The sequence below is a fragment of the Nocardia suismassiliense genome (genome assembly GCF_900269665.1).
GTDB classification, from domain to species: Bacteria; Actinomycetota; Actinomycetes; order Mycobacteriales; family Mycobacteriaceae; genus Nocardia; species Nocardia suismassiliense.
In genome coordinates, this window is sequence record NZ_LT985361.1 from 447,792 (window position 1) to 462,720 (window position 14,929).

Genomic DNA, 14,929 nt, shown 5'->3' on the forward strand with positions numbered 1-14,929 from the left:
TGGGATGGAGCGGTCTATGTCGACGGCGCAGCTAATGGTTCGAAGAATGTTTGTACCGCCACGAAGTGGATATGGGCAGACCTGCGGATTCGCCCGAGCGTGTACTTCCGAGTCCTGCGAAACCGCTCCGAAGTCGCAGCTACAAGTTAGCTGGAACGGTGAAAAACGAGGCCGCCACCGGGGTTTGCTGGCGTGCTGCTTTATACGCTTGACACGAGCGAGCAGGGTTGCGTCGGGATAACGATTGTGTAGAGTCAACGGCAACGCTGGCCGCAGCTGAGCTCGACTCGCTGCGGCCAGCGGAACTCAATTGGGGGACACCGAAACCGCTCTGTGACACAGCGTTGCTGTCGCGTGTCCGAACCAGTGTCGCTCAGTGTGTGCTCGAGGTTGTCTACCGACCGTCGCCCGGCACATTTCCAGTGGTCCCCGCTGCACCCTCGGCCCGCGCCGATACCACACGGCGGCCGACTCCGAACACATAGACCAGGAACAACGCCTCGGCGGTGAACCCGATGGCGATCCGCACCGGCGCGGGCAGCGCGCTCGGCGTCACGAAACCCTCGATGCAGCCGCACACCAGCAACACCGCGACCAACCCGAGCGCGACCGTCGCGGTCGCCCGGCCCTGCCGCGCCACCGCCTCCACCCGGCTCAACCGACCCGGATCTATCAGCGTCCAACCGAGTTTCAGGCCGACGCCGCCCGCCACGAAGATGGCGGTCAGCTCGAGCGTGCCGTGCGGCAGGATGAACCCGAAGAACGAATCCAGCCGCCCCGCCTCAGCCATCAACCCGGCCGAGACGCCGAGATTGAGCGCGTTCATGAACAGCAGATACACCGCAGGCAGGATCAGCACCCCGGTGAACAGGGCGATCGCGGTCACCCAGGCGTTGTTCGTCCACACCTGCGCGGCGAACGCACCCTGGGGATGTTCGGAGTAATAGGTCTCGAAGGCGCCGCCCCGCTCCGTCAGCGCGCCGGTGTCCCGCGGAATACCGAGAACCGTACGGGCCGAATCGAATCGGGCCACCCAGCCGGCCAGCCCGGCGGACACCAGCAGGAACACCGCCGCCACCCCGGCCCACCACGGCCACGTCCGATACAGCGCAGCCGGGAAACGGTGCGTGAAGAACTGGCCGATCTCCTGCCAGATGTCGGCCCGGCCGCCGAGCACCCGGCCGCGCGCCCTGGCCAGCACCGCACTCAACCCGGCGATCAGCTCCGGATCGGGGCTGTGCGACTGCAACCGGGCCAACTGCTGCGAGGTACGCCGGTACAGCGTGACGAGTTCGTCCGCCTCGGCACCGGTGAGCTTGCGCCGCGTCGACAGGTAATCGAGGCGTTCCCAGGCCCTCCGGTGTGCATAGCTGTACGCGTCAACATCCACAGGCTTGCCTCCCACTACCGCCGCTCGGGAGAATGCTATCGACATGGCTGAATTCACCACCGGGGAAGCGGTCGCGCTGGAGCTGCCGATCGCCCGGATCCCCACCAGGGCCACCGCCTTCCTCGTCGACGTGGTGGTGCAGTTCCTGCTGGCCGGCGTGCTGTTCGTGCTGACCATCAGCGTCCTGCTGCCCAGCGGCGCGGACACGGCGTGGCTCGACGTGGCCGTCTTGGTCACCGTCGTCGGCGTGCTGGTGGGGTATCCGGTGGCGTGCGAAACCATCTGGCGCGGTCGCACCTTCGGCAAATTGCTGCTCGGTCTGCGGGTGGTGCGCGCGGACGGCGGCCCGATCGACTTCCGGCACGCGCTCACCCGCGGGCTGGCCGGTGCGATCGTCGACTTCTGGATGCTCGGCGCGTTCGGTGCGGTCGCGGTGCTCACCTCGATGTGCTCGCCGAACGCGCGGCGCATCGGTGACGTGCTCGCGGGCACCGTGGTCGTGCATGCCCAACGACCGTTGCCGGCGCCGCTGCTCGCGGTCGCGCCGCCGTGGCTCGCGGGCTGGGCCGGGCCGCTGCCGCTGGCCATGCTGCCGGACGACTTGGCGCTCGCGGTGCGCCAGTATCTGAGCCGGTTCCGCACCCTCACCCCGGTGGTGCAGCACGAGCTGGGCACCGCACTGGTGGACGCGGTGTGTGCGCGGCTCCAGGTGCCGGTGCCGACGGGGTATCCGCCGCTTCAGGTACTCGGTGCGGTCATCGCCGAGCGGCAACGCCGGGTGCTGCCGCCGCCGATGTTCCCGGTCTTCCGGCAGCTGCCGATGCAGGTGGGTCCTTAGCCGCGTGCCGGCGAGTTACCGGTTGGCGGCGACGTAGTCGTCGATCTCCCGGAGGAACAGGTCGAGGCGCGCCGGGGTGATCCACGAGGCGCGGAACGAGTTCTTCGCCAGTGCGATCAGTTGATCGAGGTCTAGGCCGGCGTGCTCGGCGAGTGCGAGATAGTTGTCCGCCGCGTACGCGCCGAAGTAGGCGGGGTCGTCACTGTTGACGGTCACGGTGAGCCCGCGCGCCAGCAGTCCGACGATCTCGTCCGATTTCATCTGGCTGGTGACGAACGAATTCGAGACCGGACAGCAGGTGAACGCGATGCCCTTGGCCTTGGCCAGCTCGACCAGCCGGTCGTCCTCCACGATGTTCGTGCCGTGATCGAGCCGGTCCACGCCGATGTCCTCCAGTGCCTGCCGAATGTGCTCGATCGAGTCCGGTTGATCGATGTCGCAGTGCATGGTCAGCAGGAAGCCCTCGCTGCGGGCCCGCGCGAAGACGGCCGCGAACTTGCTCGGCGGATTGCCGCGCTCATCCGAGTCGAGCCCGACGCCGATGATCCAGTCGCGGTAGGGGAGCGCCTCCAGCAGCGTTGCCATGGCGAATTCCGCAGAGTAGTCGCGCAAGAAACAGAGGATCAGCTCGGCCGAGATTCCGAATTCGCGCCGCGCCCGCACGATCGCCGACCGATACCCGTCCAGCACGGTGGCGAACGCGACACCGCGCCCGGTGTGCGCCTGCGGGTCGAAGAACATCTCGACATGCCGGATGCCCTGGGCGTGTGCCCTGGTCAGATAGTCGAACGCCAGATCATGGAAGTCCGCTGGTTCCAGCAGCACCCGCATGGCGGGGTAGTAGACCTGCAAGAACGAGGTCAGATCATGGAACCGGTACGTCTGCTGGACCTCGTCCACCGTCTTCTCCGCCAGCTCGATCCCATTGCGCCGGGCCAGCCGGAACTTCAACTCCGGTTCCAGCGTCCCTTCCAGGTGCAGATGCAACTCGGCTTTGGGCAGCCCACGGACAAACGCGTCGAGATCAGACATGTGCTCCATAGTCCTCCGCTGCCGACTTCCACGAGGCGGGACTACATCGTGCCGGACTGTTTGAGTTCGAGATATTCGTCCGCGAGGGCTTCGGGCAGGCGATCGGGAGCGGCGGCGACCACCGCGATGCCCTTGCGCCGCAAAGACTCCTGGACCAGCGCGCGTTCGGCGAGGACGGACTCGGCGGCGGCCGCGGAGTAGAGGTCGGCGCGGGTGGCGCGGCGGGCGGCAGCGTCGGCGACCTCGGGGTCGGTGACCGAGACGATCAGCACGCGGTGGCGCTGGGCGAGGGTGGGCAGCACCGGGAGCAGGTTCTCCTCCACGGCGGCACCGTCCAGGCTGGTGAACCAGACGACCAGGCTGCGCCGGCGGGTGCGCTGGATGGCGGCGCGCACCAGGGCCGCGCTGTCGGTGTCGACGAGGGCCGGGGGGATGCCGGCCATCGCGTGCATCAGCTTGAGCTGCAAGCCTTTTCCGCTGATGCCACGGACCTCGGCGCGTGCTTCGCGGTCGTAGGCGAGCAGGTCGACCGAGTCGCCCGCGGCGGAGGCGAGACCGCCGAGCAGCAGCGCGGCCTCGATGCTCGCGTCCAGGCAGGTGCCCGCACCGACCCGGCCCGCGCTGACCCGGCCGGTGTCCAGCAGCATCAGCATGTGCCGGTGCCGTTCCGGGCGCCAGGTGCGCACCAGCACGTCGGTGGCGCGTGCGGTGGCGCGCCAGTCGATGGCGCGCACGTCGTCGCCCGCGACGTATTCGCGGAACGAGTCGAACTCGGTGCCCTGGCCCCGCATATTCGCCACGTTGCGGCCCTCGAGGTGTTGCAGCCGTTTGACTTTCGAGCGCAGCAGCCGCTCGCTGCGGAACGGTGGCAGTGCGCGTACACGGGCCGCGACGGTGCGGCGAGACTGCCTGCCCGCCAAGCCGAGCGGACCGACCAGCCGCACGGTGACCTGCCCGGCCACCCGGTCGCCGCGATACGCCGGTGTCAGCGTGGTGCGGAAGCGGACCAGGGTGGCGGGCGCCAGATCCAGCTGATGCGTGCGGTTTTCGGCGCAGGCGCTGTCGGGCCAGTCGTCCCACACGGTGCCGTGCAGGGTGCGCGCACCGGTGTTGGTGGCGACGAGTTCCACCTCGGTGGACCGGCCGAGCCGAACCGTGGTCAGTGGCTGCCTGGACAGCATGAGATCGCCTGCCCCGCCGACCGAACCGAGGTCGAACAGCACGGCGGCGGCCAGCACGGCGGTCGCGATCAGCACGCCGGGCAACGACGGGACGACGAAGGTGACGAGCAGCGCGAGTAGCCCCGCGACGGCGGCCAGCCGGCCGGTGACGACCACGGGTTACACCGGGACCGGGACCGAAAGCAGCAGCGACGTCATGACACTCTCGGTGGTCACCCCGTCCAGCTCCGCCTCCGGCCGCAACTGCAGCCGATGCCGAAGGACGGCCACGGCAAGGGTTTTCACGTCGTCCGGGGTCACGAAGCCGCGCCCGTTCAACCAGGCGAACGCACGCGAAGCCGCCATCAGCGCGGTGGCACCGCGGGTGGACGCGCCGTGCTGCACGGCGGGGGACACGCGGGTGGCCCGGCACAGGTCGACCACGTAGGCGAGCACCTCCGGGCTGATCGTCACCTTGCCGATCGCGGCCCGCGCGGCGGCGATATGCGCGGGGCCCGCCACCGGGCGCAAGCCCGCCGCGGCCAGGTCGCGCGGATCGAAGCCCGCGGCGTGCCGCTGCAATACGCGGAATTCGTCGTCGCGACTGGGCAGTTGGATGTCGACTTTGAACAGGAACCGGTCCAGCTGCGCCTCCGGCAGCGGATAGGTGCCCTCCTGTTCGATCGGGTTCTGGGTGGCGACCACGACGAACGGATCGGGCAGCGGCCGTGGCTGACCGTCGACCGAGACCTGTCGCTCCTCCATCGATTCCAGCAGGGCCGATTGGGTTTTCGGTGGCGTGCGGTTGATCTCGTCGGCCAGCAGCAGGTTGGTGAACACCGGGCCGTGCCGGAAGGTGAACTCGGCCGAGTGCGGGTCGTAGATCTGCGACCCGGTGACATCGCCCGGCATCAGATCCGGGGTGAACTGCACCCGGGCATGATCCAGCTCCAGTGCTGTCGCCAAGGCCCGCACCAGCAGCGTCTTCGCCACGCCCGGCACACCTTCCAGCAGCACGTGGCCCCGGCACAGCAGCGCGAGCACCAGGAAGATGACCGCGTTGTCGTTGCCGACCACCGCCTTGCCGATCTCGCCGCGCAACGCCGCGAACGCCGCCCCCGCCTCCTCGGCAGTGGGGGTGTGGTTGGTCTTGGTGGTGGGGATGGTCATCCGACCTCCGATTCGATCCAGTCGAGTTGGGTGGCAACGAGTTCCAGGGCGTGCGCGTCCGGCACCGCGCCGAAGAGGGCGAGCCCGATTTGCGCCGGCGGCGTCCCGGTGCGGGCCGCCACTGCGGCGACGAGCCGGTCCGGCGGGGTGTCCGCGGTCAGGCCGAGCGGCGGGCGGATCCGGCGCAGGGTCGCCGCCCGTAGCTTCGCCGCGACATGTTCGTGGTCCTTCGAGCGCCGATACAGCGCCGCCTGCCCGGCGAGCAGCTCGTTCGCCGCGACCTCGACCGGTCGGGGTTCGCGCACCAGCGCGCCGCGGCGCCGCGCCCGCCACCACACCACCAGTGCGCCGGCGATCAGGAATTGCAATCCGCCGAAGAAGACGGGGGCGGGCAGCCGGTCCCAGATCGGATCGTCACCGGTGCCGAAGCCGGGTACGTCGAAGTCGCGCGGCGGCTCGGGGTTCGGGAGGTCCGGTGGGGGTGGCGGTGGTTTCGGCGCTGTCGGCGCGCCGCACGACTGCAACGCGCCGTAGAGCAGCAGGAGCAGCACCGCCGCGCCGGCCAGGGCGGCCCAGAACTTGGGGTTGCGCAACAGCGCGGGCAGCGGCGGCAGCTTCCGGCGGGTGCGCGGCGCCTTCTCGGTGGCGGTGATTTCGGTGGGTTCCGGTGCGGGCGGTGGTGCCGCCGCGGAGAACCGGTCGGCGTATTCGAGTCTGCGGTACTCGTCTTCGGTCGCCCGCCGTCCGCCGTAGACGACCTCGTCGAAACTGTGTGCGGCCGGGTGGAATTCGGCGGCGACCTCCAGTGGCAGCGCGGTGGTGACGTCGTCCGCGGTCTCGCGTGCGGTGCGTGACCGCCGCACCTCCAGCACGCCGCGCTGTTCCAGCCCGCGCAGCACGGCGCGGAAGCGTTCGCGCAGCGCGCTGTCGAAATCGCGGTGCTCGGCGGCGTTTTCGGCGGCCGCGCGATGGTCGGCCGCGGCACCGAGGCGCGGCTGGGCCGGGGGCGCCGGGTCGTGCTCGTTCACCGCACCTCGCGACCCGGAACGTGAATGTCCAAACCCTCACGGCGGCAGCGCCGGTCGACGTACGACACCACCCTGGTAGCCGCCTCGACGACCTCGCCGAACGCGACGATCAGCAGCACGCCCGTGGTGAGCAGCACGATCACCTGCCACCGGTGGGTGCCGGAGAAGTCCGAGAGATACCACGGAATCCCCAGCAGCGGCACGGACAACAGGACCAGCAGACAGCGCTGCGCGAACCACAGCGCGGCCGTCTGCCATTCCGCACCGGCGACCAGAAGTTTCGAGCGCTCCACCGCCGTTCGATGCGCGGCCCGCTCGACGAACATGACCGGCACCGCGACGAAACGTTTGGCCCGCAGCTGCCCCAGCCAGGCCACACCGAACGGAAAGGTGACGATCAGCAGGCTGGACAGCGCGAGCACGCCGACCCCGACCACGGTGTAGAGCAGCTGGAACACCAGCAACGGCCCGGCCGTCGCGCCGACCCGGCGCAGCGCGGTGCGCCAGCCGATCGGGGCGCCCGCCACGCTCGCGAGGCCGATCGCCACGGTCGTGCCGCGCAGCACGAATCGCAGCAGCCAGGCGCAGGCCATGGTCGACAGGATGGCCGCCCAGGCGATCGCGGCGTCCGAGTCGTCGGTCAGCGCCGCGATCCCCGCGGTGATCGTGACGACCAGCAGCTCGGCGGTGACCAGGGCGAGCAGGCCGGCCCAGGCCAGCGCGAGCAGATTCGCCTGGATGAGCGCGAACGGCACATCGAGCAGTTCGCGGAAGGTCATCGGACGGATCGGCACCGTCGTTCCAGGGGACCCTGGTACCGGATCTGCTCCCGCCCCGACGGCACCGGCCGGGTCGGCGGCAGGTAGCACGGGCCGAGTCTAACGGTCAGCGCCCGATTCGCGGTCGGTGCAGCGCCTTCGCGGTTACTCGGCGCTCGGCGGGTCCAGCAGGCGTTGCACCACGCGGCGGTACCGGGCCGGCTCGATCTGCGGCAGGCCGAGCAGGGCCCGCAGGTATACGCCGTCGCCGACCAGCCGGATGAGGTCGGCGTGCACCGGGTCCGCGATCTCGGTGTCCAGGTCGTCGGACCAGGAGCTCATCATGTCCATCAGCGCCTGCTGCACCTCGTCGGTGTCCGCGTCGGTCGCGGCGTCGATGGTGCGCATGGTGGCCAGCATGGAGCGGTAGAGCTCCAGCTCCACCGCGTCGGTGGCGTCGTCCGGATTCGGGGTCTGCAGATACCACCCGGCGACCGACTGGCCACGGGCGGTGGCGTCGGTCAGTTGCTGGTTCGCGCGTTCGGTGAGCCGCCGGACCAGACCGGCCAGCAGCGCGTCCTTGCTCTTGAAGTGATAGAGCAGGCCGCCCTTGGAGACGCCCGCCTTCGTCGCGACGCTCTCCAATGTCACATGCGACATGCCTTTTTCCAGGAGCAGGGATTCGAGGGCGTCCAGGATGCGGTCGCGGGTGTTCACCGTCACCGGGCGAACTATACCGGCTGGACGGTAAGGTCTGGTACTGTACCGTCCGGACGGTAAGAAAAGAATGCGACGGAAGTCGAGAAAGCCAATGCCCACATCAACCGTGCAGAACCCCCGGAAAACCGGGACGACAACCGAAGCCCCGCCCCGCGCCACCGCGCGCGACTGGGCCGGCCTCGCCGTGCTCGCTCTCGCCCTGCTGCTGCTCGCCGTCGACGCCACCGTGCTCGACCTCGCGGTGCCCGCGATCAGCGCCGATCTGGCACCGACCACACCTCAGCTGCTGTGGATCATCGACGTGTACTCGTTCGTGCTGGCCGGCCTGCTGGTGATGATGGGCAACCTGGGTGACCGGATCGGCCGGCGCAGGCTGCTGCTGATCGGCGCGGCGGGTTTCGGTGTCGCCTCGGTGCTCGCGGCGTGGGCCGTCTCGCCGGAGATGCTGATCGGCGCGCGCGTGCTGCAGGGTGTCGCCGGTGCGACGCTCATGCCCGCGACGCTGGGCCTGATCCGCTCGATGTTCCTGGATCCGCGGCAGCGGACCGTGGCCATCGCGGTGTGGAGCGCGATGGCCGGCGGCGGCGCGGCGGCCGGTCCGCTGCTCGGCGGCTGGCTGCTCGAGCACTACTGGTGGGGCTCGGTGTTCCTGGTGAACCTGCCGGTCATGCTGGTGCTGATCGCGCTCGGCCCGTTCCTCGTGCCGGAGTCGCGGGACCCGAACCCCGGCCGCTTCGATCTGCCGAGCGCCGGGTTGTCGATGCTGGCACTGGTGCCGATCGTCTACGCGATCAAGGAGTCGGCGGCGCACGGCGCCAGCCTCCAGCTGGCCCTGATCGGTGCGGTCGGTGTCGTCGCCGGCGTGCTGTTCGTGGGCAGGCAGCGCACGCTGGCGAATCCGATGCTGGACCTGAAGTTGTTCGCGCTGCCCAGGTTCCGCACGGCGGTGATCACCAACCTGCTCGCGGTGTTCGCGCTGGCCGGTGTGCTGTTCTTCGGCTCGCAGTACCTGCAGCTGGTGCTCGGCCACTCGCCGATGCAGGCCGGTTTGTTGCTGCTGCCGGGTCTGGCGGCCAGCGTGGTCGCGTCGCTGGCCGCGGCGTGGCTGGTACAGCGGGTGCGGCCCGGTGCCGTGCTCGGTGGTGCGCTGACCATCGCCGCGTTCGGCTCGGCGCTGTTCCTGTGGCTCGGTCCGGACGCCGCCGGTAGCACGACGCCGTTCATTCTCGGCTTCCTGTTCATCGGCGCGGGTGTCGGTATCGCACTGACGGTCTCGTCGGACCTGGTGGTCAGCTCGGCGCCCGCCGAGCGGGCCGGTGCGGCCGCGGCGGTCTCGGAGACCGCCTACGAGACCGGTATCGCCCTGGGCGTCGCGATCCTCGGCAGCGTGGTCATGGCGATCTTCCGCAACGGCCTCGACCTGACCGGTGTGCCGAGCGACCAAGTGGGTGTCGCGTCGGAATCCCTCGGCGCCGCCACGGGTTTCGCGCGTCAGCTCCCGGAGTCGGTGTCGGAAGCGTTCCTCACCTCGGTGCACGAGGCGTTCGTTTCCGGCATCCACTTCGCCGCGCTCGGCACGGCGTCGATCCTGTTGATCGCCGCGGTGGTCGCGTTCCGGCTGCGGGCCGCGCGTCCGTAAGGCCGAGAATTCGCGCCCGTTCTGGATTTCCCGGAGCGGGCGCGAAGCTCTATATAGAGGTGCCGTTCGTTATTCGGGCGCGGCCGTCATTCGGTTCGTTGCTCGCTCGGGTGCAGACCGCGCTCGGCCTGCGGCCCGGAACTGCGCGGGCGACCGAGCCGGGTCGGCGTGAGGCGGCCGCGCAGGGTGACGGACTCGCCGAGCTGCCAAAACGCCGCCTCGGTGTCGTCGGCGCTGTTGACGGTGTTCGCGGAGGTGAGCAGTAGGTCGTCGTGCTTGGCGAGTTCGCACAGCCGCGCCGCCTCGTTGACCGCGTCGCCGATGACGGTGAATTCGTAGCGCTGCCGAGCGCCGACATTGCCCGCGACCACCCGGCCCGCGGCGACACCGATGGCGGCGATGAAGTCGTCGGCGGTCAGGTCGAGGCGCTGCCGGATGGCGCGGGCGCAGGCCAGCGCCGCGCCCGAGGCGTCGGAAAGTGCGGCGGGCGTGCCGAATACGGCCAGGGCGGCGTCGCCCTCGAACTTGTTGAGCAGCCCGCCGTGCGCCTCCACCTCGTCGACCACGATGTCGAAGAAACGGTTGAGGATGGCGACCATCTCGGGCGCGGGCACCGTCGCGGCCATCGTGGTCGAGCCGACGATGTCGATGAACAGCGCCGCCGCCTCGGTCTCCACGCCGCCGAGCGTCGGATTACCGGCCAGCGCCGCGTCGGCCACGTCACGGCCGACGTGCCTGCCGAACAGGTCCCTGATCTGCTCGCGCTCGCGCAGCCCCTCCACCATGTGGTTGAAACCGCTTTGCAGCTCACCCAATTCGGTGCCGTCGTACACGGTGATGGCCACCCGCAGGTCACCGTCCTCGACCTGACGCAGCGCGCGGCGCACCCCGCGGATCGGCGCGATGATCGTGGACACGGTCTGCATCATCAGCAACAGGCCGAACACCAGCGTCGCGCCGCCGAGCGAGAGCACACAGACCGCGAGCCGGGCCGTGCTGACCGACGAGTCGACCAGGGCCCACCCCGCCACGATCATCGACAGCGTCACCGGCACACCGGCGCCCAGCATCCAGGCCACCATCGAACGGGAGAACACACCCATGCCGCGCCGCCGCCGCAACGGTGCCGCGTCCAGGACGCGGGCGGTCACCGCACGCAGTGCGAACTCGGCGATCAGGTAACCGTTGGCGCAGACCACGATGGCGCTGAAGGCGATGCCGATCAGAATCTTGGGAATGAGTGCGGGCTCCACCAAGGCGTAGAGCGGGGTCAGCACGGCGGCCGCACCCGACCACAGCAGGGCCTGTTGCAGCACCAGATGCCGGGGCACCCTGGACGCGGCGATCTGCTCCGCCTCGGTGGGCACCTGGTCCGGCTGGATCGCCCAGCGCAGCGTGCGCAGACCGCGCACGGTGCCCCACCACATGCCGACAAGCAAGGCCAGTGCCGCGTACAGCGGCGTCGCGATCACATCGAGCAGCAGCAGTTCCCGGGTGAAGACCGTCGGCCCGGGCAGCACGAACCCGATCAGCGCGAAAGTGACGGCCATGCCGGCCAGGTTCGCGGCCACCAGCGGTACGGTCAGCAGCAGCTGAACCCGGATCCGCCGCATCCCCGAGGACTCGTCCACCGGTCCGAGCAGCCGCGACCCGAACGCGGCTGTCGAGACGTCACTGTGGGCCATGGGACCAAAGCCTAGGCCGGAGGACCCGCGAAGAGCCGGACCAGTGGTCCAGGACCGGCCGAGCGCCTCGACCAGCGCGCGCCGGACGGTCAGTGGCCGCGGGGCAGTTCGCGGCGACCATGACCCGGCAGTTCGGGGTTTCGGCGGCCGCTGAGTTCGTCCTGCCGCCCGGCCGACAGGCCGTACGGCTGCGCCGCACCGTCCGGCAGTGCCGAGTAGCGCGGGTCCTGCTGCCCGTAGTCCGCGTCGACCACGGTGGCGGCGATGCGCTGGGCGTGCAGCGCCTCCGGCGAGCCCGGCGCGAGCTGGTAACCGGTCGGCGCGTGCGAGTCCTGGGTATCGACGGTGACCTTGCGGGTGCGGCGCAGGGTGAAGGTGATCTCCTCGACCTCTTCGAACGCCTGGCGGGCCGTGCGCAGCGGGTGCGTCGCGTTGTCGATCGCGTTGGCCACGAACGACGGCACCAGCGGGCGGATCAACCGGGCCGCGGTGTCGGTGAACGGCACCGTGCCGATCAGCGGGAGTTCCAGGCCGCCACCGGACTTGGGCGGCAGCGGCGCGGTGCTCGGGCCGAGTTCCCGCGCGGTGACGGGGGCGGGCAGGTTCGACGGCGCGAATCCTTCAGACACGGAGCTGTCCTTTCGGTCTTCAGCCGGTGCGGCTGGCAGTGCGGTTCGGCGCGGCGGCTCGGCGATACCGATCTCCAAGCCGCCGATGGCCGCGACGATCCTGGTGCGCTGGCGCTCCCGGTCGATGGCGGTGTCCGCCTCGGCGGCGAGGCGAGCCGCGGTGAGTTGTTGTTCGGCGCGCAGGGCTTGGGCTTCGGCGCGCACCTCGGCCCGTTTCAGGGCGATGGCCGTATCGGCTTCTTGCTCGGCGCGTGCCTGTACCTCGAGGTAGGCGACCCGCCGGTCGAACGAGGTCTGGCCGCGCCACCAGCGCAGTACCAGCGGCAGCAGCGCCAGCGCGACGACAGCGATGATGGTCAGGATGCGCAGCGGCAGCGCGCCCGCGTGGTGGGTGGTGTAGTCGTTCATCGCCAGCCAGCGCGCACCGAGGCCGCGGTCGGCGTCGGCGAAGGCGGCCGATTCGGCTGCGGCCACGGCCTTTTCGTCGTCGGCGATCCGCTGGTCCAGCGCGTCGGCCCGGCCTTGCGCCGCGGCCAGTTGCCTGCGGGCGTCGTCGAGCATGTCGTTGGCGGTCTGCGCTTCCGGCCCGCGTCCCGGCACATTGGTGATCCGGGTCTGCGGGCACTCGGGGGTCGGATTGAACTCACAACGGGCGATCACCAGCGAGCGGTCCAGGTCGGCCTGCGCCTTGGCGATCGACTGATCCAGCGCGGTCCGGTCGGCCCGCGCCTTGTCGAGCTCGGCGGCCGCGGCGACGACCCGCGGCGCGGAAGCGACGGAACGCTGGGCTCGTTCGTCGAGGGTCCGGTCGACGCTGCCGCCGAAGACGACGGTCGCGGCCAACTCGGCGAGCAACCCGCCGACCAGCACGGCGACGCCGATGCGAGCGAGCAGGCCGAGCCGGTCGGGCTCGCCGCTGGGTCGCGCGGTCGCCACCGCGCGGGCGATCGCGCCCGCGAGCACCGCGACGAGCAGCGCCACCGGAATTACCGCGAGCAGGGCCCAGGTGCCGGTCGAGGCCAGCGCGAGCGCGGCGACCAGGCCGGACACCACCGCGAACAACAGCACCGATGCACCGGTGACGGCATAGCCGGTGCGCTCGTGGCGGTAGGCGACTTCACCGGTCTGACCCCCGCCGAGCCAGGTGAACAAGCCGATGACGGTCATGGGAGCTCACATCCTCTTGGTCCCAGTCGATTTCAGGGCTCGATGAAACCGTCACGGTTTCGTGGTCACAGCGTGACAGGACCGAACCCGACACACCGAGTGGCGGCGGAGGTATGTGGTCAGGCTCACAAAACCGCCGATGTGGTGCGGGTACGGGTGCCGAAGGCGGGCGCGCGGTGCCGGTTTCGGGACCGGACGCGCGGGGCCGGTCGCTTACCCTGGCTCGATGATCGGTTTCCGCGCGAGCCAGCTCAGGAGGTCGGGTTATGCGCCTTGTCATGCTGATGATCGTGTCGGCGGCTCTGATCATGTCGCCGGTTAGCGCGGCGGCCGAGCCGGGCGACGACCGAGCCGAGTCGCTGGATCGCCTGGTCGCCCTGGTGCTCGAGCGCCTCGACACCGGTGACGCGGTGGCCGCGGCGAAGTGGGTGGCCGCCGCCGAGTCCGGCACCGAACCCACCATCGACGACCCGGCCAGGGAGGCCGTGGTCTACGACGCGATGGCAAAGCTGGGCGCCGGGCGCGACCTGCCCGAACCCTGGGTGCGGCAGGTGTTCTCCGGCCAGATCGAGTCCAACAAGATCGTGCAGCGCGGTCTGATCACCCGCTGGCGCTTCGATCCGGTCGCGGCGCCCGGGTCGGCCCCCGATCTGGCGGCGGTGCGCCCGGTGATCGACCGGGTGAACATCGAGATCGTCGACCAGCTGGCCGCCCGGCGGGCCGAGCTGACCGCACCGGACTGCGCGGAAAGATTGGCCTACAGCGTCTTCGGCGTATTCGGCGCCGGAAATACCGACGCCTTGCATCAGGCCGCGCTGGTGCGTGCCGCGGCCGCCTTGTGCGCGCCGCGTTGAACGCTGCAAGCTCCCCACGGAAGCCGCTCCATACCCCGCTTAACCCTTTCTTAAGCGCCGTCTTCAGGCGGAAAGTCCGCGCGATCGGCGAATATTCGGCGAAAAGCGTTCGGGCCCGCAATAAATCACACCCATTACCCCCTGACGGCGTATAGGTTTCGGCCGCGAAAATGTGTCGAATACCACTCCCGTCGGTTAGCTGAAAATGTGCTGAAGGCCACAGCAAACAAAACAGTCCGGACGGTCGGATCACAGCTCGGGCTCGTCAGGACCCTGTCGGAAATATCTCATCCAGCCCGCTTCCGAGTTAGCCGCCGCCGAGGGGTTTGCCGGATGCTGAGCGAGGGAAATCATCTTCGATGCAGGTGAGAGCGTTCTTCTGACCGATTTGCGAAGGTTGGGCCCGCTCTCGCGCGTCGGCGTCGAGCGGCTGGCCGAGGGTGCCGCAGGGTCGATCGAGCGGTACCCGCTGCTTTACACTGGACGACGCGCACACGTGGAGGACCGAATGAAGAAGCCCAGCTAGACCCGGTTATTAGTGCAACCTTAGTTGGTTGGGCCCCGGACCTGACTTATCGTTTGCTCTTACGCCGAACACAGAATGCTCGGCACCCTCGCCCGCTCGGGCAGCTCCTGGACCGGTGCTCAGCGTAGCTGGCGAGAACCCGCACGGAGGTAAGGATCTCGTTAGGGATCTGTTACCGACGAGCACCCACTACGTCACTGAAGCGGGTGAACAACTGGAGACGTGACTGCACGCCGAAGACCATCAGCGCGGCTGGTTTCGGAACGTACGGGCGCAGTCTTGTACGGAGGCATTCAGGCGAAATTGCGTAATTCATTTCGTCGAACGCCCTTC

General features: G+C 69.5%; 12 protein-coding genes. 3 read left to right on the forward strand and 9 right to left on the reverse strand.

Features of this window, described 5'->3' with window-relative positions:
- Window positions 1-394 precede the first annotated feature (394 nt).
- Complete coding sequence (locus DBO33_RS02040; RefSeq protein WP_107659882.1) at window positions 395-1,390, reverse strand: stage II sporulation protein M; 996 nt, start codon at window positions 1,388-1,390, stop codon at window positions 395-397.
- 43 nt (window positions 1,391-1,433) lie between these two features.
- Here DBO33_RS02040 and DBO33_RS02045 point away from each other — a divergent pair, with 43 nt between their 5' ends.
- Window positions 1,434-2,228, forward strand: coding sequence for an RDD family protein (locus DBO33_RS02045; RefSeq protein ID WP_107653528.1), 795 nt, complete (start codon window positions 1,434-1,436; stop codon window positions 2,226-2,228).
- Window positions 2,229-2,243: 15 nt separating this feature from the next.
- On the opposite strand, the gene add is transcribed toward DBO33_RS02045, so the two are convergent.
- The 6 genes from add to DBO33_RS02075 form a co-directional block, all read right to left on the reverse strand.
- Window positions 2,244-3,260: an adenosine deaminase gene (gene add / locus DBO33_RS02050; protein ID WP_107659883.1), complete on the reverse strand. Its 1,017-nt coding sequence runs from the start codon at window positions 3,258-3,260 to the stop codon at window positions 2,244-2,246.
- 41 nt (window positions 3,261-3,301) lie between these two features.
- Window positions 3,302-4,597 carry a DUF58 domain-containing protein gene (locus tag DBO33_RS02055; RefSeq protein ID WP_107653529.1) on the reverse strand — a complete coding sequence of 432 codons (1,296 nt, stop codon included), beginning with the start codon at window positions 4,595-4,597 and terminating at the stop codon, window positions 3,302-3,304.
- 3 nt (window positions 4,598-4,600) lie between these two features.
- The gene (locus tag DBO33_RS02060) at window positions 4,601-5,590 is read right to left on the reverse strand and encodes an AAA family ATPase (RefSeq protein WP_107653530.1); all 990 of its coding nucleotides are present in this window, start codon (window positions 5,588-5,590) and stop codon (window positions 4,601-4,603) included.
- Entirely contained in the window at window positions 5,587-6,618 is a 1,032-nt protein-coding gene (locus tag DBO33_RS02065; protein ID WP_107653531.1) for a DUF4129 domain-containing protein, read from the reverse strand. The genes DBO33_RS02060 and DBO33_RS02065 overlap by 4 nt, the downstream gene beginning before the upstream one ends.
- Window positions 6,615-7,412 (reverse strand): hypothetical protein, encoded by a 798-nt coding sequence (locus DBO33_RS02070; protein WP_234390651.1) that lies wholly within the window; start codon window positions 7,410-7,412, stop codon window positions 6,615-6,617. The genes DBO33_RS02065 and DBO33_RS02070 overlap by 4 nt, the downstream gene beginning before the upstream one ends.
- 129 nt (window positions 7,413-7,541) lie before the next feature.
- Window positions 7,542-8,099 (reverse strand): TetR/AcrR family transcriptional regulator, encoded by a 558-nt coding sequence (locus DBO33_RS02075; protein ID WP_107653533.1) that lies wholly within the window; start codon window positions 8,097-8,099, stop codon window positions 7,542-7,544.
- Between the two features lie 88 nt (window positions 8,100-8,187).
- On the opposite strand from DBO33_RS02075, the gene DBO33_RS02080 reads away from it, so the two are divergent.
- Window positions 8,188-9,735, forward strand: a complete 1,548-nt coding sequence (locus tag DBO33_RS02080; protein ID WP_107653534.1) for an MFS transporter — start codon at window positions 8,188-8,190, stop codon at window positions 9,733-9,735.
- Window positions 9,736-9,821: 86 nt separating this feature from the next.
- Here the strand turns inward: DBO33_RS02080 and DBO33_RS02085 are convergent, their stop codons facing one another.
- Complete coding sequence (locus DBO33_RS02085) at window positions 9,822-11,420, reverse strand: adenylate/guanylate cyclase domain-containing protein (RefSeq protein ID WP_107653535.1); 1,599 nt, start codon at window positions 11,418-11,420, stop codon at window positions 9,822-9,824.
- A gap of 89 nt (window positions 11,421-11,509) precedes the next feature.
- Window positions 11,510-13,216, reverse strand: coding sequence for a DUF4407 domain-containing protein (locus DBO33_RS02090; RefSeq protein WP_107653536.1), 1,707 nt, complete (start codon window positions 13,214-13,216; stop codon window positions 11,510-11,512).
- 266 nt (window positions 13,217-13,482) lie between these two features.
- On the opposite strand from DBO33_RS02090, the gene DBO33_RS02095 reads away from it, so the two are divergent.
- On the forward strand, window positions 13,483-14,070 hold the full coding sequence (locus DBO33_RS02095) for a chorismate mutase (protein WP_107653537.1): 588 nt from the start codon (window positions 13,483-13,485) through the stop codon (window positions 14,068-14,070).
- The last annotated feature ends 859 nt before the right edge of the window (window positions 14,071-14,929 follow it).

What these genes read in the sequence shown, in the direction of transcription:
- DBO33_RS02060 (WP_107653530.1), bottom strand. Translation starts at nt 5,590, where the DNA reads ATGACCATCCCCACCACCAAGACCAACCACACCCCCACTGCCGAGGAG.
- DBO33_RS02090 (WP_107653536.1), bottom strand. Translation starts at nt 13,216, where the DNA reads ATGACCGTCATCGGCTTGTTCACCTGGCTCGGCGGGGGTCAGACCGGT.
- DBO33_RS02085 (WP_107653535.1), bottom strand. Translation starts at nt 11,420, where the DNA reads ATGGCCCACAGTGACGTCTCGACAGCCGCGTTCGGGTCGCGGCTGCTC.
- DBO33_RS02095 (WP_107653537.1), top strand. Translation starts at nt 13,483, where the DNA reads ATGCGCCTTGTCATGCTGATGATCGTGTCGGCGGCTCTGATCATGTCG.
- DBO33_RS02080 (WP_107653534.1), top strand. Translation starts at nt 8,188, where the DNA reads ATGCCCACATCAACCGTGCAGAACCCCCGGAAAACCGGGACGACAACC.
- add (WP_107659883.1), bottom strand. Translation starts at nt 3,260, where the DNA reads ATGTCTGATCTCGACGCGTTTGTCCGTGGGCTGCCCAAAGCCGAGTTG.
- DBO33_RS02045 (WP_107653528.1), top strand. Translation starts at nt 1,434, where the DNA reads ATGGCTGAATTCACCACCGGGGAAGCGGTCGCGCTGGAGCTGCCGATC.